The organism is Actinomadura fibrosa (assembly GCF_900659615.1).
Lineage (GTDB): Bacteria > Actinomycetota > Actinomycetes > Streptosporangiales > Streptosporangiaceae > Spirillospora > Spirillospora fibrosa.
Genome location: NZ_CAACUY010000009.1, coordinates 1 through 25,414 on the forward strand (window position 1 = coordinate 1; position 25,414 = coordinate 25,414).

Genomic DNA, 25,414 nt, shown 5'->3' on the forward strand with positions numbered 1-25,414 from the left:
CGCCGCGACGAGCAGATCTGGGCCCTCCTCGCCTCCGAATGGAATGCCGCCTGAGCCACCCCGGGCGCGGCCTCCGGGAGCCGCTTAGGGCGGGCGGCCGCGGGCGGGGGCGTGGCCGCCATCGGCGGAGCAGACCTGACCTCGCCCGGACGACGCGGGACTCGCGGATCCGTGTCCACCCTCAAGCCTCCCCGTGCTCGCGTACGTCTCCCCACAGTTCACTTCTGCCGCAGACCACCATAGTTAGGCTCGATCGGACGGTACGTCCACGGCCCTCCCCGGAGTCGCGCGAGAAACGACAAACCGGCCCATGACTCTTGTCACACGGAAGATAGGACGCGGGTCAGGACGCGCCGTCAAGGAGGCCGTCGAGGAACTCCACGACCCCTTCGGGCCCGTCCACGACCACGTCGGCGCGCTCGGCGACCTCGGTCACCTCCGCGGAGCCGCTGCACACCTTCACCCCGGGCACGCCCTCGGCGCGCAGCTCCTCGACGGCGTCGAAGGCGGCCAGGTCACCGAGGTCGTCGCCCGCGAACAGGACCGCGGACGGCGCGGCGCCGCGGTCGGCGAGGAACGACCGGAGCGCCCTGCCCTTGTCCATGCCGGGCGGACGGAGCTCCAGGACGAACCGCCCGGGCTCGACGACGAGACCGGTGCGCTCGGCGAGCGCGTCGAGGAGGCCGCGCAGCCGGTCGAGCGCCACCTGCGGCTCGGCGCACCGCCGCGTGTGCACGGCGAGCGCCTGGCCCTTGTCCTCGACATAGGTCTCGGGCGGGGCGCCCGCCGCCGTCAGGACGCCGGGCAGCTTGGCGCGCACCTCGGCGACCCCGGGCGGCGGCTCCGGCTCGGTCAGCACGCCGGACTCCCAGCGTTCGAGCCCGTACTGACCGAGCACGACGAGCCCGTCGATGCCCTCGAAACCGCCGCGCTCCACCGCGAGGGCGGCGGGACGGCCGGTCACGATCACCAGGGAGCCGACGAGCGGGGCCAGCCGGCCCAGCGCCGCGGCCGCCCGGGGGTGGGCGCGGGCCGCGTCCGGGTCGTCCACGATCGGCGCCAGGGTGCCGTCGAAGTCGAACCCGAGCACGGCCCCGGCGGGACGCGTGCGGATGGCGTTCAGGCCGTCAGTTCCGGCGGCCGTCACGGATCGGGGAGAGGAAGTGTTCACACCGACCAGTGTTGGCCATGTCAGGGCCTCATGCCGAGCCGCCGCGCGGCGCGCTGCCGCTGCCGTTGCGATCGGACCCTGCGGAGGCGCTTGACCAGCATCGGGTCGCACTCCAGCGCCTCGGGTCGATCGATCAGGATGTTGAGCAGCTGGTAGTACCGCGTCGCCGACATGTCGAACAGCTCGCGGATGGCCTGCTCCTTGGCTCCGGCGTACTTCCACCACTGCCGCTCGAAGGCGAGGATCTGGCGGTCGCGCTCGGAGAGGAGGTCTGCGGGGAAGACCCCGTCGTCTTCGAGACCGTCGGTCACGGGTTGCAGGGCTGCACCATCGTCCATGGTTCCGTCCTGGTGAGGGCCGTCACCGGGGGCGTTCGCCGCTGGCATGAGGTCCCCTCTGTGGTCACTGATCCCGGGTCGTCCGGGTTCGGCCGGGTGCCATGCTACGCGTCCGCGCCGACAAGTTCCGGCGGTTCGCAGGGAACGAGCGGGCCTCGTTCAGGCCGTCACATCCCTGTTCACCTGCGGCTCCTCATCGTCCCACGTCCCATGGCGATCCGTCGTCACAGCAGTTCGCGGGCGCTTCATAAGGGCCGCGTAAAGAAAATATGCAGACTACATCCGTTAGGCTGGACGCGGTGCGCCCCGGGCATCCGCGACGGCGACCGGCAAGGAACGGGAGACCTGTGCATGGCGACGGAGACCTCTGCCACCGAACGCCCCGGCGACGAGGCGTCCGCCCGCCCGGAGGACTCCGGCCCCGGCCCGTCGCCCGAATCCCGGTCCTCCCGAGCCCGGCCGCCCGAGGACGATCTTCCTGACCCGGTTCTCACCGACATCGGGGCCGCGCTGTTCCATCTGCGCCGCGTCTGGGCCAAGCCGGACCTCATGAAGCGCATCCGCGCGCAGACCTCCAGCGGTCCCGGCGGGCGCCCGCTCCAGATCTCCAACCTGATGGTCGTGAACGCCGTGGCGGCCCTGGCCGAGGCGGCCTGCGACGAGCGCCGCCTCGACCCGTCCGCTGACAGTGGTGTGGACGCCCCTGACCTCCCTGAGCCCCCCGCGTCGGACGAGAGCGCGTGCGAGGTGACCGTGGGCGCGGTGGCGGAGCGCCTGGAGGTCGACCCCTCGACCGCGAGCCGCCTGGTCGGCCACGCGATCGACGCGGGGCTGGTCTCGCGGCGCCCGTCCCCCGTGGACGCGCGCCGCGCCAACCTCGGGCTGACCGAGGCCGGCCGGCGCGTCAAGCAGGTGTCCGACCGGTTCCGCCGCGCCTACCTCGACCAGCTCATGACCGGCTGGTCGGCGGCGGAGCGGGCGGACTTCGCCCGGCTGCTCACCCGCTTCGCCGAGGCCGCCGCCCAGACCCCCATGTATCCGGACGGCATCGACAGGATCTTCGAGGAGGCGGACGCGGACTGACCCCGCGCCCCCTCCCCCGCTCAGCCGCCGTTGCGGAGCGCGGACATGCGCATGTGGTACTCGTCCTCGTCGATCTCGCCCCTCGCGAAGCGCTCGGCGAGGATGGACCGCGCCTTGCCCAGCGGGTCCGCGGCCGCCGCCGCGGTGGTCGCGGCGGTCGCCATCCTGCGGCGGACCAGGTAGAACGCGCCGCCCAGCACGGCCAGCCAGAACAGCCCGAACGTGATCGGGAAGACCGGCCAGAACGCGGGCGCGTCCCCGTCGTGCCAGTGCTCCGGGCGCATCTGTGTCGCGAGCGTCATCAGCATCGTCCATCGACCCTTCCTGTGTGCGGATGGTCCGATGCTCGGCGACGGGTTCCGGGGGCGTCATCGGCCCGCCGGAGGCATGCGCGCTACGCCCGGCGGAGTAGCCCCGGGACGGCGCTCACCACCAGGGAGGCCGGTAGTCCTCGTCGTCCGGGGGACGCGGGGGCCGGGAGTGCCGCCCGCGCGACTCGTCGTCCTCCACCTCGGCCGGCGGCACGGACGGCGGCACGGGAGGCGGCGCGGACGGCGGCGCGATCGGCGGGGGCGGAGGCGGAGCCGACGGCGGAACGCCACCGGCCGCGTCGGGCTCCCCGAGGGCACTCCGCCGGAACCGCTCCCACTCGTCATCGTCGAAGGCGGCCGGCTCGTCCGGCACAGGCGCAGCATCCTCCAGACCCGGCTCACCCAGACCGGGCTCACCCAGACCCGGCCCAGGCGGCAGACCATGCAAACCGGCTCCGAACTGGCCGTTCCCGACATGGCCGTTACCGCCGCCGCTGCCGCCGTTGCCGTTCCCCAGGTCGTGGCCGTTGAGGAAGTCGTGGCCGTTCGCGATCAGGCCCTCACCGGACGACGAGGGCCCGTGGTGCTTTCCGTTCGGGGCGCCGCCGTTCCCGTTGACGAGACCGTCGCCGTGCAGCCCGTTCGTCCCGTTCGTGGAGAACTCCCCGGGCACGAAGGGCCGGAGTTCCGACGCCATCACGGGCGGCTGCCCCGGACGGCCGTCCGCCGGGTCCTCGTACGCCGGAGGGTCGTCGTACGTGGCCGCGGGGTCGTCGTACACCGCGGGCTGCTCGTAGACCGCGGGCCGCTCGTACCTCGCGGAGTCGTCCAGCACGGGCGGCGGCGGTTCGACGAGCCCCGGAGACGGTTGGTCGTACGCGGACGTCGCCGCCACGTCGTTCCCGGAGAGCTCCGGGACGGACGGCGATGGCACGGGCGGAGGGCCGGTGTACTCCGGAGGAGGCCCAGGCGTCGCGGGCGGGGAGTACACCTCGGTGCTCTGCCAGAGCGGCGCGTTGACCGGGGCGACGGACGGCGCTCCCGGCGCCGGGGCCATCGGCGCTCCCGCCGGGTGGCCCGGCGCGCCGCCGTAGGGCGGGGCGGCCGACGCGGCGACGGCCTCGCGGGGCGGGGCCGACGGCAGGCCGTACTCGGGGATGCCCTCGTCGGGCTCGTCCTCGGGACGGCGGCGCTGGCGCCAGCCGAGCACCAGCCCGACGATGATCAGCACGCCTCCGCCGCCGAGGACGGCGGGGAGCAGCAGGCTGGAGTCGCTCTCCTCCGGCACGGCCTCGGGTTCCGGCGAGGCGGTCGGCTCCGGGTTCCGCACGGGCCCGCTGCCGGTCTTGTTGAGCTTGGACGCGGCGACCAGCGACTGGACCGCGTCCACGGTCCCGGAGCAGGCGGTCGAGCCGGTCGGGTGCCCGGCGCGCGCGGGCGAGCCCTGGACGAGCGCGCGGCGGACGTCCTCCGGGCTGAGCTTGGGGTAGCGCGCGCGGATGAGCGCGGCGACGCCCGCGACCATCGCCGACGACGCGCTGGTGCCCGTCCCGACGACGTAGCCGTTGCTGGAGTCGGCGCTGACGATGTCGACGCCGGGCGCGCACACCGAGGCGTGGGAGCGCCGGTTGCTGTCCTTCCAGAGGCGCAGCCTGCGGTCGAGCGCGCCGACGGCGATGACGCCGGGGTAGGCGGCGGGGAAGTTCTTGCGGTTGGCGCTGGACCCGTCGTTGCCCGCGGACGCGATCAGCACGACGCCCTTGCCGAGCGCGTACTTGATCGCGGCCTCCTGCTGCGGGGTGCCGTTGTAGTGCTGCTGCCCGCCGCCGAGCGACATGTTGACGATGTTCGCGCCGTGGTCGACGGCGTAGCGGATGCCCTGGGCGACGGCGTCGGTGTCGCCGCCGGCCTGCCCGTTGCTCTGCCGCAGCGGGTCGTCGTTCTCCAGCGTCACCCGGATCGACAGGATGCGGCTCTGCGGCGCGACGCCGATCATGCCCTGCGCGAACCCCGGGCCGTGGCCGTGGCCGGCGATGATGCTGGCCATGGACGTCCCGTGCAGGCCCCAGTAGCGGCTGCCGGGACGGCGCCCGCCGCCGGTGAGGTCGGGGCCGCTGACGACGCGGCCGGTGAGGTCGGGATGGCGCCGGTCGACTCCCGTGTCCAGCACCGCGACCGTGACGCCTGACCCGCGGGACCACTTCCAGGCCCGCTGGGCGCGCAGCACGCCGAGGTGCCATTCGCGGGCGCGGATCTGGTCGGTCGGCGCGCCGAGCAGCGGTCCCGCGGCGGCGCCGCTGACGGGGCGGGCGCGCTTCGCGGCGTCGTCCGGCGCGAGGGCGGCGGGCACGGCCACGGCGGCGGTCAGCGTCAGCACGCCGAGCGTCGCGGTGGCCCTGGCGCCGAGCCGGGCGGCCGGACGGGGACGCCGGACACGGCGTCGGCCGGCATGGGACACGCAGCCGCACCTCCTCCCGGCATTCGGCCGTGGTCCGCCCGTGGGCGCGAGCCAACATTCTGCCACGCGAACCTACCTCGGCCCGGGCACTCGTCACATTCGGGCACGGTCCGGGACAGCGCGGATCTTCCCCCCGTCCCCCGCCCGACCTGCCGGACGTCCGAGCGCTGTGGTCTGCACCTCATATGCCCCGGGCGCCGTTCCGTCACGCTCGGTCACGCCCTCGGCTGAACCGGCGCGGCGCGGCGGGGTCAGGAGGTACAGGTCCCGTAGGGGCGGTCGCAGCGCAGCATCCGCCCGCCGAGCGACGGGCGGACGCCGCCGACGAGCTCGTCCGGGCCGGTGACGAGCCAGTTCGGCCCTTGCAGGACCGCGAAGGCGCCGTCGTCGCCGAGGGCGCTCTGCGCGACGCCGGTCCGCCAGCTCTGCAGCGCGGCGTCGGCGGTGAGCCCCATGGACGGGGTCAGGACGATCGCGGCGACGTACCGCCCGGCGTAGCGGCACTCGACGCGGGACGCGTCCGCGGTGCAGCCGGTCGCGCCGTTCCGGCGGAGCACCGTGCCGATGGCGCCGGCGCTCTCGTAGGAGCGGGCGCTCGCGGCGGGCCGGGTCGATCCGCCGCCGTCGCCGTCCAGGACGAGGGCGGCGACGCCCGCCGTGGCGAGGACGGTTCCGCCGACCGCGCCGGCGAGGGCGAGCAGGGTCGTGGGCTTCATGGCGACCAGCATGCCGTACCGGCAAGTAACTTCAGCCGGGCCAGAGTGTTAACCCGCCCACGTAAGGGATCACTGCCTTCCGAGCACCTCCCGGCACCGCGTCGGCGTCACCGTGAGTCCGTCCTGGTCAGTGCGAGTCCGCGCCGGTCAGCGCGCGCACTGACAGGTCGTCGTACCGGGCGGAGTCGGGCTTCTCGCGTCCGAAGAAAGTGCCGACGACCGCGCAGAGGAAGCCGATGGGGATCGAGACGAGCCCGGGATTCTCCAGCGGGAACAGGTGGAAGTCGACGCCCTTCGGGAACAGCGACAGGTTCGCTCCCGTCACCGGATCGACCTTGCCCGACACGACGGGCGAGAACACGACGAGCACCAGCGACCCGGTCAGCCCGCCGTAGATGCCCGCGACGACGCCCGCGGAGTTGAACCGCCGCCAGAACAGCGACAGGACGATCGCGGGCAGGTTCGCGGACGCCGCCATCGCGAACGCCAGCGCCACGAGGAACGCCACGTTCAGGTTCTTCGCCACCACCGCGAGCACGATGGCGAGCGAGCCGACGACGCACGACGCGAGCCGGGCCACCGCGACCTCCTGCGACTCGCGCGGCCGGCCGAACATCAGCACCTGGCCGAAGTAGTCGTGCGCCAGCGACGTCGCGGACGACAGCACCAGCCCGGACACCACCGCGAGGATCGTCGCGAACGCCACCGCGGCGATGAGCGCGAGCATCACCTCGCCGCCGACCCGTCCCGCCGCGTGCTCGCCGACGGCGCGCGCGAGCTGCGGCGCCGCCGTGTTGCCGGACGGGTCCTGCGCGACGATCGCGGACCGTCCGACGAGCGCCGCGGCGCCGAACCCGAGGGCGAGCGTCATCAGGTAGAAGGCGCCGACGAGCCCGACGGCCCAGGACACCGAGTTCCGCGCGGCGCGCGCGTCCGGCACGGCGTAGAAGCGGGAGACGATGTGCGGCAGGCCCGCGGTGCCGAGGACGAGCGCGAGGGCCAGGCTGACGAAGTCGAGCTTGTTCACCATCGTCCGGATCGCGTCGCCGGGCACGTCGCGCCCGTACCGCAGCCCCGGTTCGAGGAACGCGTGCCCCTTCCCGCTCGCGCCGGCGGCCGAGTCGAGCATCGCGCCGGCGTCGAACCCGAACCGGCCGAGCACCAGCGCGGTGAGCGCGGCCGCGCCCGCCATCAGCAGCACGGCCTTGATGATCTGCACCCAGGTGGTGCCGCGCATCCCGCCGAACGTCACGTAGACGATCATCAGCGCGCCGACCACGACGATCGTGAGGGTCTTCGCCGTGCCCGCCGACAGTCCGAGGAACCGCTCGCCCGCGTGGATGCCGAGCAGCATCGACACCAGCGCGCCCGCGCCGACCATCTGCGCGAGCAGGTAGAACACCGACACGGTGACGGTGGAGACGACCGACGCCGTCCGCACCGCGGCCTGCTCGCGGGCCCGCCGCGCGAGGACGTCGCCCATCGTGAACCGGCCCGCGTTCCGCACCGGCTCGACGAGCAGCAGCGTGAGCACCCACGCCACCAGGAAGCCGATCGAGTACAGGAACCCGTCGTAACCGGACAGCGCGATGATCCCCGCGATGCCGAGGAACGACGCCGCGGACATGTAGTCGCCGGCCAGCGCGACGCCGTTCTGCGGGCCGGAGAACGTCCGGCCGCCCGCGTAGAAGTCGTCGGCGCCGTTGGTCCGGGCCCTCGCCCGGACGGTGATCCCCAGCGTGATGAGGATGAACACGAGGAAGAGCCCGAACGTGAGCGTCCGCCCGTCCATCATCGCAAGCCTCCGAAGTCGGGCCGGACGGTCCCGCGCCACGCCTCGCGCCGCTCCGCGCCGTCCGCTACGGCGGCGGGCGCGGCGCCGTCCCGCGTCACGGGCGGCCCGTCGAGTTCGGCGCGCAGCTCGTCCGCGAGGGGGTCGAGCCTGCGCCGCGCGTAGGCCGTGTAGGCCCAGGCCAGCACGAACGTCGCGGCGAACTGGGTGAGCCCGAGCAGCAGCGCCACGTTGACGCTCCCGGCGACACGCCGCGCCATGAAGCCGCGCGCGAACGCGGAGAGCACGACATAGGCGAAGTACCACCCGAAGGACACCAGGACGATCCCCGCCGCGGCCCGCAGGAACCTCGCCCTGAGCAGCCGGAACCGCGCATCGCGCGCCGCGGGCGCGTACTGCCCGGGACGGACCCTTCCGCCTCGCTCGGGTCCCGGACGCCGCGATGGTTCAGAGTCCCCGACCATTTGGTCCTCCCGTAGACCGAACCATGACCATGTGTAGTCGTTCAACTCCTCTATGAGATCAAAGATGTGGGCCGCGCAATGCCCACTTGGCGAGAAGCGAGAAAATCCCTGGCCCGCCACCTGACCGTCACCTTGCGGACAGCAGAGATCGGGCAGGTCAGGCGCCTTGGTTTCTCGAATCCCTACTCGACACTTCAAAAACAAGAAGCTCGGCTCTAGGATCGGAGCACTGGCGATCTTGGAGGCGACATGGCGGAACTGAAGGTCGGCTATCTCCTGCCGACGCGCGACCAGACCGTGCGCGGCGAGCACGAGCCGCGGCGCCTGGTCGCCCAGGCCCGGCGCGCGGAGGCCCTCGGCCTGGACTCGGTCTGGGCGGGCGACAGCCCCGTCACCCGCCCGCGCGCCGATCCGCTGCTGCTCCTCGCCGCCGCCGCGGACGCGACCGAGCGGATCGCGCTCGGCACGGCGGTCCTGCTGCCCGCGCTGAGGCACCCGATCCTGCTCGCGCACCAGCTCGCCACGCTCGACAGGCTCTCCTCCGGACGGCTGATCGCGGGCATGGGCGCGGGCTTCCCCGTCCCGCAGACCGAGGCCCAGTTCCGCGCGGTGGACGCCGACTACACGCGCCGGGTCGGCCGCATGATCGAGTCGATCGACGCCATGCGACGGCTCTGGAGGGGCGACCCCGTCACGTTCCATGGGCGGCACTTCGCGTTCGAGGACGTGACGCTCGCACCGACCCCGTCCCGTCCCGGAGGACCGCCGATCTGGCTCGCCGGAGGCGGTGACAAACCCCTGCGACGGGTGGCGACCCTCGGCGACGGATGGCTGCCGTATCCACCCGAGGTCAGCACGTACGCCGAGGAGTGGACCGTCATCCAGGACACGGCGAGCCGTCCGGTCACTCCCGCCCTGTACGCGACCCTCTGCCTGGACACGGACGCGGAGCGCGCGCGCAAACGCCTACGCGAGAGCATCGAGCGCTACTACAACGCCCCCCTGGAGTTCATCCAGTCGATCCAGGCCATGTTCGCCGGCACCCCGGAAGAGGCCGTGGCCTGGCTGAAGTCCTACGCCGACGCGGGCGCTCGCCACATCATCATCCGGCTCGCCACCGAGGACCACGACGCGGCCTTGGACGAACTCGGCGACGCCGTCCTGCCCGCCCTCCGGAAGGAAGTGACCGCATGACCACGTTCGTGCTCGTCCACGGCGCCTGGCACGGCCCCTGGGCCTGGGACCGGGTCGTCCCGCTCCTGCACGCCGCCGGAGCGCGCACCGTCGTCCCCGACCTCTCGTCCGACGAGGGAACAGGGCTCGACGACCACGTCCACGAGGTGCTCGCCGCGATCGACACCGTCCAGGACGACCACCTCGTACTCGTCGCCCACAGCTACGCGGGCCTGGTCGTCCGGCAGGCGGCCGACTCCCGGCACACCGCGATCGACCACGTCGTCCTGGTGGACGGGTGGGTCGGCGGCGACGGCGCCAGCATGTTCGGACTGGCCCCCCAGGGCTTCGCCGACGCGGTCCGCGCGGGAGCGAAGGGACAGAGCATCCCGGCGCCCCCGCCCGCCGCCTTCGGCATCGTCGACCCGGACGATGCCCAATGGCTCGCGGAACGGCTGCGTCCCCAGCCACTGGCCACCTTCACCGACTCCACCAAACTGACCGGAAACGTCGACAAGATTCCCGGGACGGGCATCTGCTGCCAACCGGAGACGTTCCCGTTCGCCCGGTTCGCCGAGGCGATCGGGTACCGGCGCCTCGCACTGGAGGGGCCGCACAACGTGATGCTGGCCCGTCCCAAGGAGCTCGCGGACATCCTCCTGGAGGTGGGCTCGTTCAAGAACGGGAAGCACGAAGCTTAGAGTGATGAAGTGGAACAGCGGACGTACAACCAGTACTGCGCGACCGCGCGCACCCTCGACATCGTCGGCGAACGCTGGACGCTCCTCCTGATCCGGGAGCTGCTCACCGGCCCCAAACGGTTCGGCGACCTGCAGAACAGCCTGCGCGGGCTCGGCACCGGCCTGCTGTCCGCGCGGCTGAAGCACCTGGAACGCGAGGGGCTCGCCCGCAAGGTGACACTCCCGCCCCCCGCCCGCACCCCCGCCTACGCGCTCACCGAAGCGGGCGAGGAACTCGGCCCGGCAGTGCTCGCACTGGCCCGATGGGGCCTGAAATGGGCCTTGGGCGACCGTCGCGAAGGAGAGACGTTCCACCCAGGCTGGGCCGTGCTGGGCCTACGGACATGCTTCGTCCCCGAAGCGGCCTCGGGCCTACGCGCGGTCTACGAGTGGCGTATCGACGACGAGGTCTTCCACGCCCGCGTGGACGACGGAACCCTGGAGATGAGCCACGGCCCCGCCCAGCACCCGGACGCGACCATCACCACCAGCGAGGACGCCCTTCTCGCCATCGCCGCCGGACGCGCGTCCCTCACCACCGCGATCGAGAACGGAACCGCGTCCGCGTCCGGCGACGGCGAGGCCCTGCGCAGGCTGAGCACCCTCTTCCGCGTCCCCTCGCCGAAGTCGCGGACGGCCCAGCTCACCCACTGAGCCCGAAACGTCGAGCAGGGCCAGGGACACGCCACCGGTTCCCACCGATATCGCGTCTCTGGCCCTGCTCGACCTGGTCTCCTGGCGGATGCCAGGCTCGACGGCACCGCTCGTCCGGCGCCGTCCGGGACCTACCGCGTCCCGGCGCCGCGCCGCTTGAACGCGGCGACCGCGCCGACCCCGATCGCGGCGAGCCCGATCTGGAAGACCAGTTCGATCCAGTCGATGCCATCGGTGGTGGCCACGCCCACCTTCTGCGCGATGGCCGTACCGATCAGCGCCGCGACGATGCCGATACCGATGGTCAGGAGCACACCGATCGGCTGCCGGCCCGGCAGTACCAGCCGGCCGAGCGCTCCGATGATCGCTCCGATGACGATCGCGGCGATGATGCCTGAGATGGTCACGTCCTCGCCCTCCCATGAGACGGTCCTGGGTACGCCCCTTGTGCCCATCCCACGGCAAATGTCACATCCGGCCGAGCACTGATTTTCGCCCTGCCGAACTCGCCGTCCCGGTGGTCGATTCAGGCCGAACACCGCATAATCCCCGCAATCCCAAGCTTTACCCATCCTTGTCCGAAAAGGTCGCCTCGATGCGCGAGTACAGACCCCCGGCCGCCCCGACGCCGCCCCCGTCCACCGAATGGCAACCCCACCTCACCACCCCCGACCTCGCCCACCCGGGACGGCGGCTCGCCGCCCGCCTCATCGACACCCTCACCCTGATCGCGATGACGGTCACCCCGCTGCTCATCGTCATCCCCCTGGCCGCCCCGGGCGGCGGCTCCAAGGTCCCGCCCGCCGCCGTCGCCGCGGCCGCGATCACCGCGTTCGCGCTCTTCTACCTGTACGAGGCCGTCCAGCTCGCCATCTGGGGCCGCACCCTGGGCATGTGCCTCCTCAAGATGCGCGTCGCGTCCGCCACCGCCCCCGAGGACCCCCTCACCCCGTCCCGCGCCTTCGGCCGCGCGGCAAGCTACCCGGTCTTCTTCACCGTGATCGGCACACTTCCCCTGCTCGGTCTCATCAGCCTCGCCAACTCCCTGTGGCTCCTCTGGGACCGCCCTCTGCGCCAATGCCTCCACGACAAGATGGCGGGCACCCTCGTCCTGAACGACCCGTCCGGCACCGACCGTCCCCGGCACGCGCTCCTGGTCACCGGCACCCTCGCGATCCTTTTGATCTCGGGCACTGTCCTGACCGCAACCCTCCGCTGACGCTCAGCCGACCGCCAGCTTCCAGTCGTCGGCCCCGTACCGGCTGATGATCTTGTCCTTCTGCTGCTGGAGGAGCCGCGTCCCGCCGAGCGGCGCGAACGGCGCGACGACCTTGATGTTCGACGTCCCGGACGCGGCATAGATCGCCGGCGTGGCCGCCGGCGTGAAACCGCGCTGCGCCTTGAACCCGGGAAACTGGCACCCGCTGAACAGCAGATCGCTCGCGCTCCCCCGCACGAACACCTGCCCCTTGTCAACGGGCGACCGCTTCGCCCCGGCCGGGTTCACGGCATTGTTGAAGAACACCATCTTGTCGAACACCATGCCATGGCCACCCGTGACGAGCAGCGCGGCCCCCTGACACGCCGTGGACTTGTTCCGTCCCGCACAATCAAGGATCGTGCCCGTAAAAACAAGCCCGCCATTGGACCCATCGATACGAACCCCTGTGGCCTTCTCCGGCGTGATGAACAACGGCCCGACCTGACTACGGCTCATGTGCGAGAACCAGACGTAGAACTTCTCGGCGCCCAACTGCCTGCTGGACAGATACCCACCGTTCTGCCAGTAGTAATTATCACTGCCGGCCAGCTTGAACTGGTGGTCGGTGCCGTTGTTGCAGTACATCCGATCGATGCGGACCCGCAGGTGCCGCGCGTGCATCACGGTCGCGAAGCCCACCCACGCCACGTCCTGGTAGGTCGCGTCGTTGATGATCGGCCCGCCCCCCAGATCCCCGACCGGCACCTGGAAGTGCACGCCCCCCTTGGACGCCCGGAACTGGATCCCGCTGATCCACACGTTCTTCACACCGGACGCCGGCACCTCGAACAGCGCCGCCCCGCCCACGTTCACGATGCACTGCGGCCCCGCCCCGGCGAACTCGCGCTCCCCCGTCCCCAGGGAACCCACCAGCCGGAAACCGTCGTAGAACTTCCGCGGCCCCGAAAAGGAGTGCGACCGATTGGACAGCAGGATCGCCGGAGGCAGCTTCTGCTTCGCCGCATACGTCATCGCCGCGGTCAGCTTGGCATTGTCATCCGCCCCCGCGAACGCGTCCAGCGGAACACCGTACGTCGCCTCATGCACGCGCAACCGCGCCTGGAGATCATCGAGATCGGACTTCGCCGGCGTCCCGCCGGCGTTCGGCAGCGTGTACGGAAATCCCCCCACGGGCGAGACCCCTTTCAGATCACGCGCCCCAGGCCGCCGACCGATTCGGCCACCCGGACTCATCGCCGATCCCCGCCGCGCCGTCCACCGAAACTCGCCCGAACAACACACTCACGCCCCCGATGGGGACACCAACCCCACAAGCCACCCCACCCGAGCGGACCACGCCCCGTCCGCCCGCACCCCACACGCCGCCCAACCACAACCTGCCACGCCCGGCGACCCCCACGTCCACCTGCGGCCGACCCCCCACCCGATATCGCCGCGCGAGCCCCCCGTCCCGTCGACTACGATGCGGGACGAGCCCGCCGGCGTAGCTCAATTGGCAGAGCATCTGTCTTGTAAACAGAAGGTTAGGGGTTCAAGTCCCCTCGCCGGCTCCCATGAGAAAGGCCCCTTGCGACCACCGCCAGGGGCCTCCTCACTAACAGCAGGCGCGCACCCCGCAGCGCGATAGCCGGGGTCAGCATGCCTGACCCGCACCGCCACCCGCACACCAAGAGCAGCATGGTCGGCGGACATGCCGAAGATCATGCAGCCCGCCCACGCGGCGAGAGCTTCGACACAGCTCCCCTTGCTGCGCTCTTAAATCACAACGGCCACAAGCGACGAGACCGCGTCCGGACGAACAGGCTCACCCCATCCCGTAGCGAACACGCGCCCGTCCGCCGCACCCTTCTACAACTCCCCCGCCGAGAGTTTGTCGGCGAACTGGCACTTCTGACGAGCCTTGACCACACCGACCGTGCCGGAGTCGATGCTGACGATGCCGGACCGGCCGCTCTTGGCCGTCCCCTCGATCCGCTCCCCCACGACGAACGCGACCGAGCCCTTGCGTGAGCCGAGGCGCCACCGAGGTCGGCCTCTCGCCACCCCAGGGCGAACTATTTCCCGCGACGGGCGTTCGTGTACGGAGCCACGTGGAAGAACGCCGACAGCCGACGCCCCGCAGCAGCGATGAGGAAGGCTCGGAGCTGCTCGGGCGTCCAGACCTTCCCCGGCTCATAGCGGTAGAGCCGAGGCCGCTTCGCCCCCTCCGCAAGACTGGACGCAGTCAGTTCATCAACTTGGACGGCATCACCGAACGCCCTCCGAAGCACCGAGTGAACATGCGCGATTACGCGCCCACCCTGTCGGCGAGTTCTCGCAGGTCAGGGGACGGCGGGTCCTGCATGGTCAGCAAGTCGGACACGATCTGCCGCGTGATCCGGTGGTTCCGTATCTGCTCCGGCGTGATCGACTCGGCTTCCAGCAGCGCGGCAACGGCCTCGTCGACCTGGCGACGCTGAGCGTGCGCACGCGCCAAGTCGACATTGAGCCGCGCGCGGCGCTCCCCAGACAGGGCGGACGTGTCCACGTCCGTCCCGACCCGGAGGGCGTGCCCGGCGTCGCCCAGCTCTACCGCGACCGCGACCTCATGAAGGACGACGTTGGCCGGTCCGAACTCGGTGTTGTAGTCGTTGCGCCCGTCCCCGAGCCGTTCGGCGACCTCCCGAGCCCGAGTCAGATGCGCATACGCCACGCTCGCCTGATTGAGCCGGGACGCGGCGACAGCCCGTTGCAGGGTCAGCCCACCCCACAGCGACATCGCCTCAGGCTTGCCCTGGTCGACCATGAACCACAGCGCCTCAGACGCCGTCCGCGCGTTCTCCTCGACCTGGTCGAAGTGCCGGGCGCCGAGGAAGACGAAGCCGAGCCGGAAGGCGCCGGCCGCCATCATCAGCGGGTCGCCCGCTCGCTCCGCGGCGACGATCGCGCGGTCCGCCGCGATCCAGGCGGCCTCCGGTTCGCCGAGCTTGGCCAGCGCGGCCGAGCACGCTTGGTAGGTCACCGCCAGCAGGTCGAACAACTCCGCCCGCTGCTCCTCCGGTGCTGACCGAACCGCGGTCTCCAGCGCCGGGACCAGACCGCGAAGCAGGTCGGCCAGCTCCACGTACTGACTCTCGTGGGTCAGCTCCCAGGCCCGATCAACTCGCGGCTTGATCTCCGACGTGGCAGGGACGGGCGCCGAGTGCAGCATGGCCCGAAGCGAGTGGGCACCCGACAGCACCAGCCGAAGCCCAGCCGAGCCCGGCAACTCCTCTGTCGTCGCCGCGACTACCGGAGCTTCGGCCGCCAACTCCGACAGGGGAAGCTCTAGTACCTCGGCGACTTTCTCCAAGACCGACATCCGGTCGACCTTGCGCACGCCCCTCTCCACCTGAGAGACCCAGGCCACCGACCGATCGACCTGCCGCGCCAGCTCAGGCTGAGACAGCCCGCGCCGCTTGCGCTCCTGAGCGATGCGCCGTCCGAGCGCCCGCTGATACTCGGTACTCACCCGACCGGCCCCTTGCCCACCTGGAGATCCAACCAGTCGACCTCCACCGAGGCGAGCAACGCGTCCCGGGCACCGAGGAAGCGCTCGACATCATAGATGACCGCTTCCTCGACATGATTGCGGCAGACCGAGGGTCTTTCATGATTCTGCGCGGGCGGTCGGGTGCAGGGAAGTCTACCTTCTTGGGGACCCTGGGTTTCTTTCGTGATGGTGTCGAAACAATCAGGATTGCCCCCAATGAAGATATGACTGAGGCCCTCCGCCTGGAGGCGGCTGCTCATCCTCGTGTTCTGGTGCTGGAGGGCAGAGAGGCGCTCGGTCAAGTGTCCCGGCAAGAGATTGAAGCAACCATGCACGCGGTCAACCAGTTTGTGCGCTCCGATGTCGGATGTAAGACCCTTGTGGTGTGGCCAACTAACACTGACGATCTGACCGAACTTCTTGCTGCTTTGGGAACTTCCCTGGGGAGCGAAGCTCTCTTTGGCCCCTCAGACCCTGTTACCCGTTTCGAGGGGCCAGTCAAGAATGACTACGTCAGGATTGCTCAGCAAACTGTATCCAGTCTCAATGAAGGTGCATCTCTAGATGCGTTGGGCATCTCTGTCGACAAGGCTCAAAAACTCGCGGTAGAGTCCGAGACGATCGGAGGCTACCTCGCCAAGATTCGCCAAGCGTCCGTGCGTGCAAGCAATCGAGTGGAGAAGCTTCTCACCAAGGAACGCTATCGACTCTGGACTGTCGTCATCGCCGGAAACGATGTCGAAGGGGACGTTGCGGCGCTGACTCGCGGAGGTGAGTCCTACGCCGATATCGATCGGCTTGTGAATTCCACGGGTGCGAACGTCGTCAACGAGTTGAAGCAACATCCGGAACAAGTTGGGATACTGGGAACAGTTCTTGACGCGCGAGTAATTCATCTGGACATGGTTTGCATTCTCGCGGTGGCCCGCACATATGGAAATCCAGCGCTTCGCTCGGCGATGCAGGCAAAGGGTATGCAGGTCAGTTCTGACGTATCAGCTTCTCGGAGAATACGGGAGAGCGATCTTGGAATCCTCCTCGAAGGGAAGCCGCTTGGGACTCGCAAGCGCGGTCCCAAGCCGGGACAGAACACGAAAGATGCTTTCGCAAAGCTCGTGGAGATTTCGCGTACCAGCGATGGCCTCCTCAATGATGCACTCGGTCGTGCACTTGTTGCATCAGGACTGATCGAATCGTATGAGACAGAGCGCAATCTCGGTTCTGACCTTACTTATTATAGTGATGTTTACTGCATGAAGGCTGGCTCTCCGATCCGACTGGAGATGATGTGGAGAGCTAGAACGGGAAGGGCTACCATCGCCAACTATGTGCTCGGTAAATTGAGTAACTACGGCAAAGCGATCGGCCTGCTGGCATAGACAAGACGTCTGTTGGCTGTCCCATGTCACAACGACCCCCATGTACGCCGACAACCCTGGGCGCGACAAGCTGGCTCGCTTAAGGGAGACGACAGCGGATGATCCCTCGAAAGCACAGTCAGTTAAGCGTGCGTGAAGCGGGGGCCTCGCGGCCCCCAGCCCCCCGCGAGCCGGAGGGCACGCCCGCGCGAAGCTGTCTGTCACACCGTCTCGCCGTTCGCGCGGGCGCACCCTCCGGGACGGGCGTGCGTGCTAACGGTGGCGCTAACAGCAGGGTTGGATGATCTTGGACGGGTGTGGACGTCCGGGAGGTTGCTGCGCTGGTCAGGGGACCTGTGGGGACTGTCCTGGACGTCGTCGATCTCCCTTGTAAACAGAAGGTTAGGGGTTCAAGTCCCCTCGCCGGCTCCACACCAAAGCCCCCTCCCGATCATGAAAGGGGGCTTCTTGCTAACAGCAACCTCTACGCAACACCGTCGCGTAGCTCCGCGAAGACCGCGGCGGCCTCGGAGAACTCCTCGTTGACCACGTGCCCATAGACCCGCAGCGCGATGGCCGAGTCACCCAACCCGAGCCGAGCCGCCACAACGTGAACGGGCACACCCGCCAAGAGCAGCGCAGTCGCATGGACACGCCGAAGCTCATACAGCCGCGCACGCGGCAGAAGCTCGAACAGTCCCCGTGTTGTGCTCTTGGATCAGGGCAGCCATAAGCGACAAGACCGCGAACGGGCTCACCCCATCCCGTGGTGAACAGGCGCCCGTCCTCCGCACCTTCCCGGAACTCCCCACCTGAGCTTGTCGGCGAGCTGCTGCTTGCGACGAGCCTTGGCCACGTCGACCGCGCCAGGATCGATGCTGACGACCCACGACCGCCCGCTCTTCGTCGTCCCTCGATCTGCACCTCGCGGTGGGCGCGCCGACTCACAGTCCACAGATGGCTTCGTGCAGGTTGTCCCCGTAGTAGGCCCAGCAGATCACTGATCCATCGCACTCGATGTGTCCCATGTACCAGGCGCTCGTGGCTTCCCTTTCACCAGGCACAGGCTGCCGAAGGCCAGAATCGTCGTGGGGCGCAAGAAGGAGCAGTCCTGCTGGCACCCTTCCCACAGCGCCACCAGCCGGTTGGCTGAGATCAGCGCTGCCGTGCTGTCGCCTGACAGACTGCGGACGCGCTCGATCGTTCATCCGTCCGGCAGGTCCGGGTTCATCAACAGCATCGCAGACGGACACCTGGCGGTAGCTGGGTGACGCAGATGGCCGCCGGTGGACCTTGGCGCGGCCGCGAGCCAGCAGTGATCTCAGTGATCGCGGATGCGTTCATCTGTCACCGTCTCCATCGAGGCTGCCCCGGGCCCCTACAAATGTAGGTATGGCCATTATGTTTGCCGATCGCGCCCTGCGGTTCACAGAACGCGCCAGGGCGTACAGAGCCACTGTTCGATGGCTCCTCCGAACTTGGCTCAGGTTCAGGTGTGCGAGTTTTGCGTACTCTGGGGATCGGGGATGCGGTGATCTGGGGCAGGTTGGCGCGACACCATGTGTAGGCCCGGTCCAGGAAACCCGCTGTGGCCATGTCGCTCATAGCCTGGAGCGCGGGAAGCCTAGACTCGCCAGCGGCGAGGAGCGCATTTTCGACGGCGCTATCGGCGTCTGCATTCCTTCCCGCCGTACGAAGGGCACGCGCTCGGACAGCCTGGCGGCACATCGTATTCGCAGCCCGATCTGGCGTGGGAGTCGAAATTGTCGGACTGCGACTGGTAACGGGTGGCGGCGGGAAGCTGCTTGGGACGGGGGGCACTTCATTATAGTCGTGATTGTTGTTGAGAAGCGTTACGCCGCCGACGAGCGCGGCGAGTGCGACGAACACAAGGCAGCCAAGTTTGAGCGGGGTTCCTTTGGGTGGATTCCTTCGGGTTGGCATGAGAACGATTTCTCCAGGCCATGCGACGCTCAATCGGCCGGCGCGGGCATATGAGCGACTCAAGACTCCCTCCTTGCCATCGACAGACCCTGCACGCCTGCGCACTGCACTGCGGGCGTCCGAGCGGCGGAGATCTACTTTGAGCTCCGCCGCTGCGCGCTTGCGCTGTAGGACGTGGGGCGTCGGCCTTGACCCGACAGTCGTCACGGGGTTGCGTCGCGGCTACGAGCGCCTCAAGCAACTCTGCAGGTGGTCGTGGGTATACCGGTGGAGCTCAAGCGGTCTTTGGCGCGGCTTCGTGTGGTGCGGGCTTGTCGGCCGGTGGAGGCGCGGTTGCTTGCGTTTGGTGGGTGGTGGGACGCGATGGCGGGCGCGCTCGGCGAGTTGGCCCAGCGGCTCTTGTTTCGATCGGGTCGGGAGCAAGCGGCTGCAGTGGCGGCTGCTGCTTGGGGGTAGGCCGACCGGATTCGCGCACGTCTTGATTGAGCAAGGCAGAGCCAGGGTTGCGCCGTCCCCTAGACCTCGCGCTCTGTGGTGCTTCCGCGTGCATCCGCGGGGGCGCGTTGGGAGTGGTGTTTTCTTAGGGGGCTTTGCCGGGGGTTATGTAGAGGTTCATGTTGGTGAAGTCGAGGGTGATGTTGTAGGGCTTGAAGAAGCAGTGGGCCAGGTGGGCCCATACCTCGAATCCCCAGGGTTGGACGAGCGACATGTCGAGGGTTGTTTCGCAGTAGGACTCGTTGGCGACGGCCTTGGCCAGGCGGATCTCCTTTGGGTAGCAGGGGTAGGCGACGACGGGGTGGCTGTGGGCGGCGGTCTCGATCGGACGGTCGAGGTCGGTGCGGATCTTCAGCTGCTCGACTGCTTCCCCGGGCATGCTCGCGACGGATTCGGTGATTCCGCCGAGGTTCACGGCGACCATCCGTTTTCCTGAGCCGGCGATGCTGCCCGTGCTGTGCACCATGTGGTCGAAGGCCAGCCACAGCGGAAGGGGGCCGGTGCCCGCCTGGGCGGCGTCGTCCCGGACCTTCTTGGCGGCCTCGGGGGTCCGGCGGCGCAGGATCAGCGAGCGGCCGGCGTAGTCGAAGGTGGTCAGCAGGTGGTAGAAGAGCCACGTGCCGATCATTCCGTCGCCGGCGACCGGGGCCGAGTCCGACCATGACACCGGGATGTTGCGCACTTCGATGTCGCCCAGCTTGAACGAGTCGAGCACGCCGAAGTACACCCAGGTCGTGTCGCCCAGGTAGTCGATCTTCTGCTGGGCGACGGCGCTCAGCCCGGCCTCCTCGGCCACCTTCTCGGACAGGCTCAGATATGGGGCGCCGGTGTAGAACGTGAAGCGCCTCGGCGGTCCGTTGTTGACCGATGCCTCCACCAGCGGCGCCGGGTCCATCTGTTGCCAGGGCACGCGGGCGATGTCGCCGTTGACCTGGTACGGATCCCCGTTGACCGCGCCGAACCATTTGGCGTAGTTGTCGTTTCCGATCGCCTGCCAGCGCGGCACGGAGAGGGAGAACTTGTCCTGGCGGATATAGCAGTCGCCCAGAAGCTTGTTGGTGTCCTTGTCGGTGGGCGCCAGTGCGAGAGCCATCGTGAGGTACTTCTCGGCTTCAGGGAACCGGTTGCTCAGGAGTCCGATATAACCGCGCTGGCGGGCCGCCGTCAGGTTCGTCGGGTCCTGCTTCAGGATCTCCTCGTAGGCGCGGGCCGCCTGCTCGAACTTCCCGGTTTTGAACAGCGTGTCCGCGTCGGTGCCTTCGGCTCGTGCCGTGGTCGTCTTGCCTAGCAGCGGCGTGGTCGCGGCGGCGCCAGCCACCACGGCGGCGCCTCGGAGGAGCGAACGCCGGTCCCATTGCTTGTCACCAGTCACGGCTTCCCCTTTCTTGGATCACCTCTCGCGACTTTCTAGCGAGCGGACGGTCACAGCGTGGTGCCTGACGCTGTGACCCTGCTGTGACCTCGTCTCAGCCGGGCGATATGCTCCCGGCGCTCTGGACTCGGATGGGGAGTGGGCGTAAGAGCTTGCTTGGAACTGCCGGGTTATTTGGTTGAGGCGAGTGTGGGGCGGCGGTTGGTGCTACATGCGATGCATAGTGTTGTCGACTGGCTTGCGTTTGCTGTGTGGGAGGACGGGCGGCTGGTTCGCTCGCTCAGCCTGTCGTCCGATGACGGTGTCATGGAGGACGTTGGTGATCCGATGCCGTTCGAGGCGGCCTACTGGGGTGGGGAGTATCCGGTTCCGCACGATCCTGAATGGTCGGACGAGCCGTATCCGCTGCCGTTTCATCCCCTTGAACTGGGGGAGGTGGCGCTGGGTGCCTTGCTGAGGGCGAGCCTGAGCTAGGGGTTCTCGATCCGTCCGATGTGGGCCTTCTCGGTTTCCAGCTCACCGATCCGTCCGATCCGGGTGAGGTTTGACTTTGGGGTGGTGGGGGGTTGGGGGGCCTTTCTCTGTGCGGCTGGAGCCTTCGTATAGAGGGTTGATCCGTGCCTGAGGGGGACGCATGAAGCTGTACGCGCTCAACATGTGGCAGCCGCGGGGGCAGATGCCTCCGCAGGACGTCCTGGAGAAGGTGATGATGGACGTCAGGGCGCTGCGGCTGGAGTTGGAGGACGCGGAGGCGTGGGTGTTCGGGGCGGGGTTGTGCGGGCCGGAGACCAGCACCGTCCTGAGGCCGCAGGGCGATCAGGTCATCGCGACGGACGGGCCGTACGTGGACGGCGGGGAGTACGTCGGCGGCATGACGATCATCAAGGTGCCGGACCTGGACGCGGCGCTCATGTGGGGGCACCGGTATGTGCGGGTGACGGGGCTGCCGGTCGAGGTGCGGCCGTTCTGGGCCGGGGTCTGAGCGGAGGCCGCCGGCAGGGCAGAGGCCGCCCGCCGGGCCGGGGCCGCCGCCGGGCGGCGGCCCCGCGGGCTCCGGGTCAGGAGCGGAGGCGGCTCACTTCGTACAGGGCGATTCCGGCGGCGACGCCCGCGTTGAGGGATTCGGCCTTGCCGGGCATCGGGATGGTGACGAGCATGTCGCAGGTCTCGGCGACGAGGCGGCCGAGGCCCTTGCCCTCCGAGCCGACGACCAGGACGAACGGGCCGGAGGCGATCTCCAGGTCGGCGATCGTGACGCCGCCGCGGGCGTCGAGGCCGGCGACGAAGCAGCCGGCCTTCTGGTAGGCCTTGAGCTGCCGGGACAGGTTGGTGGCCTGGGCGACGGGGACGGTGGCGAGGGTTCCGGCGGAGGTCTTCCAGGCGCCCGCGTTGACGCCGGCGGCGCGGCGTTCCGGTACGACGACGCCGGTCGCGCCGAACGCGGCGGCGGAGCGGACGATCGCGCCGAGGTTGCGGGGGTCGGTGATGCCGTCCACCGCGACGATCAGCGGGGCGGTGCCGGTGAGCAGGTCGTCGGGGTGGGCGTACCGGTACGGCTTGACCTGGAGCGCGATGCCCTGGTGGACGGCGCCGTCGGTGAGCCGGTCGAGCTCGTTCTTGCCGGTCTCCAGCAGCGGGATGCGGCGGTCGGCGGCGAGCTGGATCGACTCGCGGATGCGGTCGTCGGTGCCGGACGTCACGTAGAGGGCGCTGCCGGGGACGCCGGCGCGGAGCGCCTCGACGACCGGGTTCCGGCCGGTGACCAGCTCGGGGACCTCGCCGTTCGCGCGGCGGGCCCCGGCGGGACGGCCGGTGCCGCCGGGACGGTCGGCGGCGTCGTCGGCCCGGCCGCGGCTGCCGGGGCCGAGCGTGGGCGTGCCGGTGCGCTTGGCGCTCTTGACGGCGCGGGCCTTCTGGCGCTTGCCGTGCCAGTGCCGGTCCTCGGCCTTGGGGGTCGGTCCCTTGCCCTTGCGCTTGGCCATTGTCGGTACGCCCCTCGCGACGATTGCGGACTGCTCGCCCTCGTGGCTGCGGGCGGCTGAGATCTGGTCCCGGGCGGCACGGCGGCGGACGCCCGGCGAACGTCCTATTTTATCCGCCGCGTGGACCCGCCCGGCCTCAGTCGCGCTTCAGCTCCCAGCGCGCGCCGTGGGGGGTGTCCTCGACGACGATGCCGGCCTTGGCGAGGCCGTCGCGGATGGCGTCGGCGGCCTGGTAGTCCTTGCGGGCGCGGGCGGCCTGGCGCTGTTCGAGGGCGACGGCGACGAGGGCGTCCACGACGGGGCGCAGGTCGTCGCCGCCGCCCTGGTCCCAGTGCTCGGACAGGGGGTCGAGGCCGAGGACGTCGGCCATCGAGCGGACGGCCGCGAGGCGGTCCCGGACGGCGTCGTGGTCGCCGGACGCGAGGGCGCTGTTGCCCTCCCGGACGGTGTCGTGCAGCGTGGCGAGGGCCTGCGGGACGCCGAGGTCGTCGTCCAGCGCGGCGGCGAACGCGTCCGGGACGGACGGGGCCGGGACGCCGGCGCCGACGACCTCCGCGGCGCGGGTGACGAAGCCCTCGATGCGCTGGTAGGCGGAGACGGCCTCGGCCAGGGCGGCGTCGGTGTAGTCGATCAGGGACCGGTAGTGGGCCGCGGCGAGGTAGTAGCGCACCTCGGCGGGGCGGGCCCGGTCGAGCAGGTCGGGCAGCAGGACGACGTTGCCGACGGACTTGCTCATCTTCTCGCCGTCCACGGTGAGGAGCCCGTTGTGCAGCCAGTACCGGGCGAAGCCGTCGCCGGCGGCGCGGGACTGGGCGAGCTCGTTCTCGTGGTGCGGGAAGATCAGGTCGACGCCGCCGCCGTGGATGTCGAACTCGGCGCCGAGGTACTTGGTGGCCATGGCGGAGCATTCGAGGTGCCAGCCGGGGCGGCCCTCGCCCCAGGGCGTCTCCCAGGACGGCTCGCCGGGCTTGGCGCCCTTCCAGAGCGCGAAGTCGCGGGGGTCGCGCTTGGCGTCCTCGTTGGGGGTGTCGCCGGCGGACCGCATGTTCTCCAGCCGCTGGTTGGACAGCTCGCCGTAGTGCTCGGTCCAGGACGTGACGTCGAAGTAGACGTCGCCGCCGGACGCGTAGGCGTGGCCCTTGGCGATCAGCCGCCGGATCAGCGAGACCATCTCCGGGACGTGCCCGGTGGCGCGCGGCTCGATCGTGGGCGGCACGCAGCCGAGCAGGTCGTAGCCCTGGGTGAAGACGCGCTGGTTGCCCTCGGCGATCGCGAACCAGGGCACGCCCCGCTCGGCCGCCACGTTGATGATCTTGTCGTCGACGTCGGTGACGTTGCGCGCGAACGTCACCTCGTAGCCGGACCGGCGCAGCCAGCGCAGCAGGACGTCGTAGACGACGCCGGAGCGCAGGTGGCCGATGTGCGGCGAGGCCTGCGGCGTCGCACCGCACACGTACATCCCCACGCGGCCCTCTTCCAGGGGCTCGAACGTGCGGACGCTACGGGTACCGGTGTCGTAAAGGCGCAGGCTCACACGACCCAGGTTATTGGATGGGGCCATGGCCGCGTGGTGCACTCGGCCACGCGGCCCCGGCTCGCATCGGTCTCGCCTTGCCCCAGCCCGCCTTGTTCCGGCCCTCGCTTGCTCCGGCCCCGCTCGGTCAGGGCTTGGCGAAGTGCTCGTCGAGGCGTTCGGCGAACGCCTTCGCCGCGGAGCCGAAGCCGCCGTGGCCTCCGGGCCAGGTCTCGGCGGACGTGCCGAGCCGCTCGGCGGCGGCGTGGGCGGCGCGGTGCGCCGGCTCGCCCTCCGAGTCGGCGCCCGCGACCACGACGATCGCGGCCGGGGAGTCGCGGAGCGCGTCGGCGTCGAGGCGGTGGCGGGCGAACGGCGGCACCTCGTAGCCGATGAAGAAGGCGCTGTTGCGCTCGGTCCGCGCGAACATCTCCAGCAGCTCGGGGTCGGGCTCGCCCTCCGGTGCCTCCTCGCTCATGCCCATCGCGGCGCCGAAGGCGGCCAGCGCGGGGCCGGGGCCGCTCTGGGCGAACGTCGCCTCCACGTCCGCGATGACGCTCTCCCAGTGGCCGGCGTCGGGGAGGAGGTTCAGGTACGGCGGCTCGTGGGCGACGACGGTGCGGACCTGGTCGGGGTGGCGGGCCGCCAGCTCCAGCGCGATGACCGCCCCGGAGCTGTTGCCGAAGACGTGGGCGGGCCCGCCGCCGACGGCGGCCAGGACGCGGGACGCGTCGTCGGCGTGGACCTCGATGCTCTGCGGTTCGGGCGGTCCGTCGAGGGGGCTGCGCGAGTTGCCGCGGCGGTCGTAGGTGACGACCGTGTACCGGTCGGCGAGGAGGCCGGCGAGGCCGGCGTAGGCGGCGGCGTCGTAGACGCCGCCGCAGATCAGCAGCACGACCGGGCCGGAGCCGCGCACCTCGTAGTGCAGGGTCGCGCCGGGGACGTCGAGCGTTCGCGTTCGCATCGGTGATGCCTCCTTCGGGTGGTCTCCAGTCAACCGGACGCCTCTGACAGCCGCCCGTTCACGAGAGAGTCGGAGCCGCGGACGCATTCTTGACACCCTCCGGCGGGGTTTTTCGCGGACGCCGTCCGGCGCGAAGGGCACTCGCCGCCGTGC

General features: G+C 70.0%; 24 protein-coding genes and 1 tRNA gene. 9 read left to right on the plus strand and 16 right to left on the minus strand.

What is annotated here, in order from left to right; genetic code table 11:
* Positions 1-343: 343 nt before the first annotated feature.
* Positions 344-1,171 (minus strand): trehalose-phosphatase, encoded by an 828-nt coding sequence (gene otsB, locus E1300_RS05590; protein ID WP_242618958.1) that lies wholly within the window; start codon positions 1,169-1,171, stop codon positions 344-346.
* A 20-nt stretch (positions 1,172-1,191) separates the two neighbouring features.
* Positions 1,192-1,509, minus strand: coding sequence for a DUF3263 domain-containing protein (locus E1300_RS05595; protein WP_131755799.1), 318 nt, complete (start codon positions 1,507-1,509; stop codon positions 1,192-1,194).
* 351 nt (positions 1,510-1,860) lie between these two features.
* Here E1300_RS05595 and E1300_RS05600 point away from each other — a divergent pair, with 351 nt between their 5' ends.
* Positions 1,861-2,592 (plus strand): MarR family winged helix-turn-helix transcriptional regulator, encoded by a 732-nt coding sequence (locus E1300_RS05600; RefSeq protein WP_131755800.1) that lies wholly within the window; start codon positions 1,861-1,863, stop codon positions 2,590-2,592.
* A 20-nt stretch (positions 2,593-2,612) separates the two neighbouring features.
* On the opposite strand, the gene E1300_RS05605 is transcribed toward E1300_RS05600, so the two are convergent.
* From E1300_RS05605 to E1300_RS05625, 5 genes are all read right to left on the minus strand, one after another.
* Positions 2,613-2,894, minus strand: a complete 282-nt coding sequence (locus E1300_RS05605) for an SHOCT domain-containing protein (RefSeq protein WP_207399500.1) — start codon at positions 2,892-2,894, stop codon at positions 2,613-2,615.
* A 124-nt stretch (positions 2,895-3,018) separates the two neighbouring features.
* On the minus strand, positions 3,019-5,361 hold the full coding sequence (locus E1300_RS05610) for a S8 family peptidase (RefSeq protein ID WP_165502686.1): 2,343 nt from the start codon (positions 5,359-5,361) through the stop codon (positions 3,019-3,021).
* A 251-nt stretch (positions 5,362-5,612) separates the two neighbouring features.
* A complete protein-coding gene (locus tag E1300_RS05615; protein WP_131755802.1) occupies positions 5,613-6,077 on the minus strand; it encodes a hypothetical protein in 465 nt (154 codons plus the stop codon).
* Between the two features lie 127 nt (positions 6,078-6,204).
* A complete protein-coding gene (locus E1300_RS05620) occupies positions 6,205-7,872 on the minus strand; it encodes a monocarboxylic acid transporter (RefSeq protein ID WP_131755803.1) in 1,668 nt (555 codons plus the stop codon).
* Positions 7,869-8,333, minus strand: a complete 465-nt coding sequence (locus E1300_RS05625; RefSeq protein WP_131755804.1) for a DUF485 domain-containing protein — start codon at positions 8,331-8,333, stop codon at positions 7,869-7,871. Before E1300_RS05625 ends, E1300_RS05620 begins: the two co-directional genes overlap by 4 nt.
* A gap of 249 nt (positions 8,334-8,582) precedes the next feature.
* On the opposite strand from E1300_RS05625, the gene E1300_RS05630 reads away from it, so the two are divergent.
* Genes E1300_RS05630 through E1300_RS05640 form a run of 3 tightly spaced genes read left to right on the plus strand, consistent with a single transcriptional unit; the run spans position 8,583 to position 10,900 of the window.
* Positions 8,583-9,527 carry an LLM class flavin-dependent oxidoreductase gene (locus E1300_RS05630; protein ID WP_131755805.1) on the plus strand — a complete coding sequence of 315 codons (945 nt, stop codon included), beginning with the start codon at positions 8,583-8,585 and terminating at the stop codon, positions 9,525-9,527.
* On the plus strand, positions 9,524-10,207 hold the full coding sequence (locus tag E1300_RS05635) for an alpha/beta fold hydrolase (protein WP_131755806.1): 684 nt from the start codon (positions 9,524-9,526) through the stop codon (positions 10,205-10,207). Before E1300_RS05630 ends, E1300_RS05635 begins: the two co-directional genes overlap by 4 nt.
* A 9-nt stretch (positions 10,208-10,216) precedes the next feature.
* Positions 10,217-10,900 carry a winged helix-turn-helix transcriptional regulator gene (locus E1300_RS05640; protein WP_131755807.1) on the plus strand — a complete coding sequence of 228 codons (684 nt, stop codon included), beginning with the start codon at positions 10,217-10,219 and terminating at the stop codon, positions 10,898-10,900.
* 131 nt (positions 10,901-11,031) lie between these two features.
* Here the strand turns inward: E1300_RS05640 and E1300_RS05645 are convergent, their stop codons facing one another.
* Positions 11,032-11,307, minus strand: coding sequence for a GlsB/YeaQ/YmgE family stress response membrane protein (locus E1300_RS05645; RefSeq protein ID WP_131755808.1), 276 nt, complete (start codon positions 11,305-11,307; stop codon positions 11,032-11,034).
* A gap of 188 nt (positions 11,308-11,495) precedes the next feature.
* On the opposite strand from E1300_RS05645, the gene E1300_RS05650 reads away from it, so the two are divergent.
* Positions 11,496-12,119, plus strand: a complete 624-nt coding sequence (locus E1300_RS05650) for an RDD family protein (protein WP_165502687.1) — start codon at positions 11,496-11,498, stop codon at positions 12,117-12,119.
* Positions 12,120-12,122: 3 nt separating this feature from the next.
* On the opposite strand, the gene E1300_RS05655 is transcribed toward E1300_RS05650, so the two are convergent.
* Positions 12,123-13,292: a hypothetical protein gene (locus tag E1300_RS05655; RefSeq protein WP_131755810.1), complete on the minus strand. Its 1,170-nt coding sequence runs from the start codon at positions 13,290-13,292 to the stop codon at positions 12,123-12,125.
* Between the two features lie 307 nt (positions 13,293-13,599).
* Here E1300_RS05655 and E1300_RS05660 point away from each other — a divergent pair.
* Positions 13,600-13,672 (plus strand) — tRNA-Thr (locus E1300_RS05660).
* A 298-nt stretch (positions 13,673-13,970) separates the two neighbouring features.
* Here E1300_RS05660 and E1300_RS05665 read toward each other — a convergent pair.
* Positions 13,971-14,165, minus strand: a complete 195-nt coding sequence (locus E1300_RS05665) for a hypothetical protein (RefSeq protein ID WP_131755811.1) — start codon at positions 14,163-14,165, stop codon at positions 13,971-13,973.
* Positions 14,166-14,409: 244 nt separating this feature from the next.
* On the minus strand, positions 14,410-15,612 hold the full coding sequence (locus E1300_RS05670; RefSeq protein WP_131755812.1) for a helix-turn-helix transcriptional regulator: 1,203 nt from the start codon (positions 15,610-15,612) through the stop codon (positions 14,410-14,412).
* A gap of 140 nt (positions 15,613-15,752) precedes the next feature.
* Here E1300_RS05670 and E1300_RS05680 point away from each other — a divergent pair, with 140 nt between their 5' ends.
* Complete coding sequence (locus E1300_RS05680) at positions 15,753-17,012, plus strand: hypothetical protein (RefSeq protein ID WP_165502688.1); 1,260 nt, start codon at positions 15,753-15,755, stop codon at positions 17,010-17,012.
* Positions 17,013-17,475: 463 nt separating this feature from the next.
* On the opposite strand, the gene E1300_RS49840 is transcribed toward E1300_RS05680, so the two are convergent.
* Positions 17,476-17,613 (minus strand): hypothetical protein, encoded by a 138-nt coding sequence (locus tag E1300_RS49840; protein ID WP_165502689.1) that lies wholly within the window; start codon positions 17,611-17,613, stop codon positions 17,476-17,478.
* 1,902 nt (positions 17,614-19,515) lie between these two features.
* Positions 19,516-20,751, minus strand: a complete 1,236-nt coding sequence (locus tag E1300_RS05690) for an aspartyl protease family protein (protein ID WP_165502690.1) — start codon at positions 20,749-20,751, stop codon at positions 19,516-19,518.
* Between the two features lie 207 nt (positions 20,752-20,958).
* Between E1300_RS05690 and E1300_RS05695 the strand changes: the two genes are divergently transcribed.
* On the plus strand, positions 20,959-21,276 hold the full coding sequence (locus E1300_RS05695; protein WP_207399501.1) for a DUF6928 family protein: 318 nt from the start codon (positions 20,959-20,961) through the stop codon (positions 21,274-21,276).
* Between the two features lie 160 nt (positions 21,277-21,436).
* Positions 21,437-21,784 carry a YciI family protein gene (locus tag E1300_RS05700; protein ID WP_131755815.1) on the plus strand — a complete coding sequence of 116 codons (348 nt, stop codon included), beginning with the start codon at positions 21,437-21,439 and terminating at the stop codon, positions 21,782-21,784.
* A gap of 76 nt (positions 21,785-21,860) precedes the next feature.
* Here E1300_RS05700 and rlmB read toward each other — a convergent pair whose 3' ends face one another.
* From rlmB to E1300_RS05715, 3 genes are all read right to left on the minus strand, one after another.
* Entirely contained in the window at positions 21,861-22,784 is a 924-nt protein-coding gene (gene rlmB / locus E1300_RS05705) for a 23S rRNA (guanosine(2251)-2'-O)-methyltransferase RlmB (RefSeq protein WP_131755816.1), read from the minus strand.
* Positions 22,785-22,920: 136 nt separating this feature from the next.
* Positions 22,921-24,318, minus strand: coding sequence for a cysteine--tRNA ligase (gene cysS / locus E1300_RS05710; protein WP_131755817.1), 1,398 nt, complete (start codon positions 24,316-24,318; stop codon positions 22,921-22,923).
* A gap of 127 nt (positions 24,319-24,445) precedes the next feature.
* Positions 24,446-25,261, minus strand: coding sequence for an alpha/beta hydrolase (locus E1300_RS05715; RefSeq protein ID WP_131755818.1), 816 nt, complete (start codon positions 25,259-25,261; stop codon positions 24,446-24,448).
* Between the last annotated feature and the right edge of the window lie 153 nt (positions 25,262-25,414).

What these genes read in the sequence shown, in the direction of transcription:
- E1300_RS05595 (WP_131755799.1), bottom strand. Translation starts at nt 1,509, where the DNA reads ATGGACGATGGTGCAGCCCTGCAACCCGTGACCGACGGTCTCGAAGAC.
- E1300_RS05600 (WP_131755800.1), top strand. Translation starts at nt 1,861, where the DNA reads ATGGCGACGGAGACCTCTGCCACCGAACGCCCCGGCGACGAGGCGTCC.
- E1300_RS05605 (WP_207399500.1), bottom strand. Translation starts at nt 2,894, where the DNA reads ATGACGCTCGCGACACAGATGCGCCCGGAGCACTGGCACGACGGGGAC.
- E1300_RS05615 (WP_131755802.1), bottom strand. Translation starts at nt 6,077, where the DNA reads ATGAAGCCCACGACCCTGCTCGCCCTCGCCGGCGCGGTCGGCGGAACC.
- E1300_RS05620 (WP_131755803.1), bottom strand. Translation starts at nt 7,872, where the DNA reads ATGATGGACGGGCGGACGCTCACGTTCGGGCTCTTCCTCGTGTTCATC.
- E1300_RS05625 (WP_131755804.1), bottom strand. Translation starts at nt 8,333, where the DNA reads ATGGTCGGGGACTCTGAACCATCGCGGCGTCCGGGACCCGAGCGAGGC.
- E1300_RS05630 (WP_131755805.1), top strand. Translation starts at nt 8,583, where the DNA reads ATGGCGGAACTGAAGGTCGGCTATCTCCTGCCGACGCGCGACCAGACC.
- E1300_RS05635 (WP_131755806.1), top strand. Translation starts at nt 9,524, where the DNA reads ATGACCACGTTCGTGCTCGTCCACGGCGCCTGGCACGGCCCCTGGGCC.
- E1300_RS05650 (WP_165502687.1), top strand. Translation starts at nt 11,496, where the DNA reads ATGCGCGAGTACAGACCCCCGGCCGCCCCGACGCCGCCCCCGTCCACC.
- E1300_RS05680 (WP_165502688.1), top strand. Translation starts at nt 15,753, where the DNA reads ATGATTCTGCGCGGGCGGTCGGGTGCAGGGAAGTCTACCTTCTTGGGG.
- E1300_RS05700 (WP_131755815.1), top strand. Translation starts at nt 21,437, where the DNA reads ATGAAGCTGTACGCGCTCAACATGTGGCAGCCGCGGGGGCAGATGCCT.
- rlmB (WP_131755816.1), bottom strand. Translation starts at nt 22,784, where the DNA reads ATGGCCAAGCGCAAGGGCAAGGGACCGACCCCCAAGGCCGAGGACCGG.
- E1300_RS05715 (WP_131755818.1), bottom strand. Translation starts at nt 25,261, where the DNA reads ATGCGAACGCGAACGCTCGACGTCCCCGGCGCGACCCTGCACTACGAG.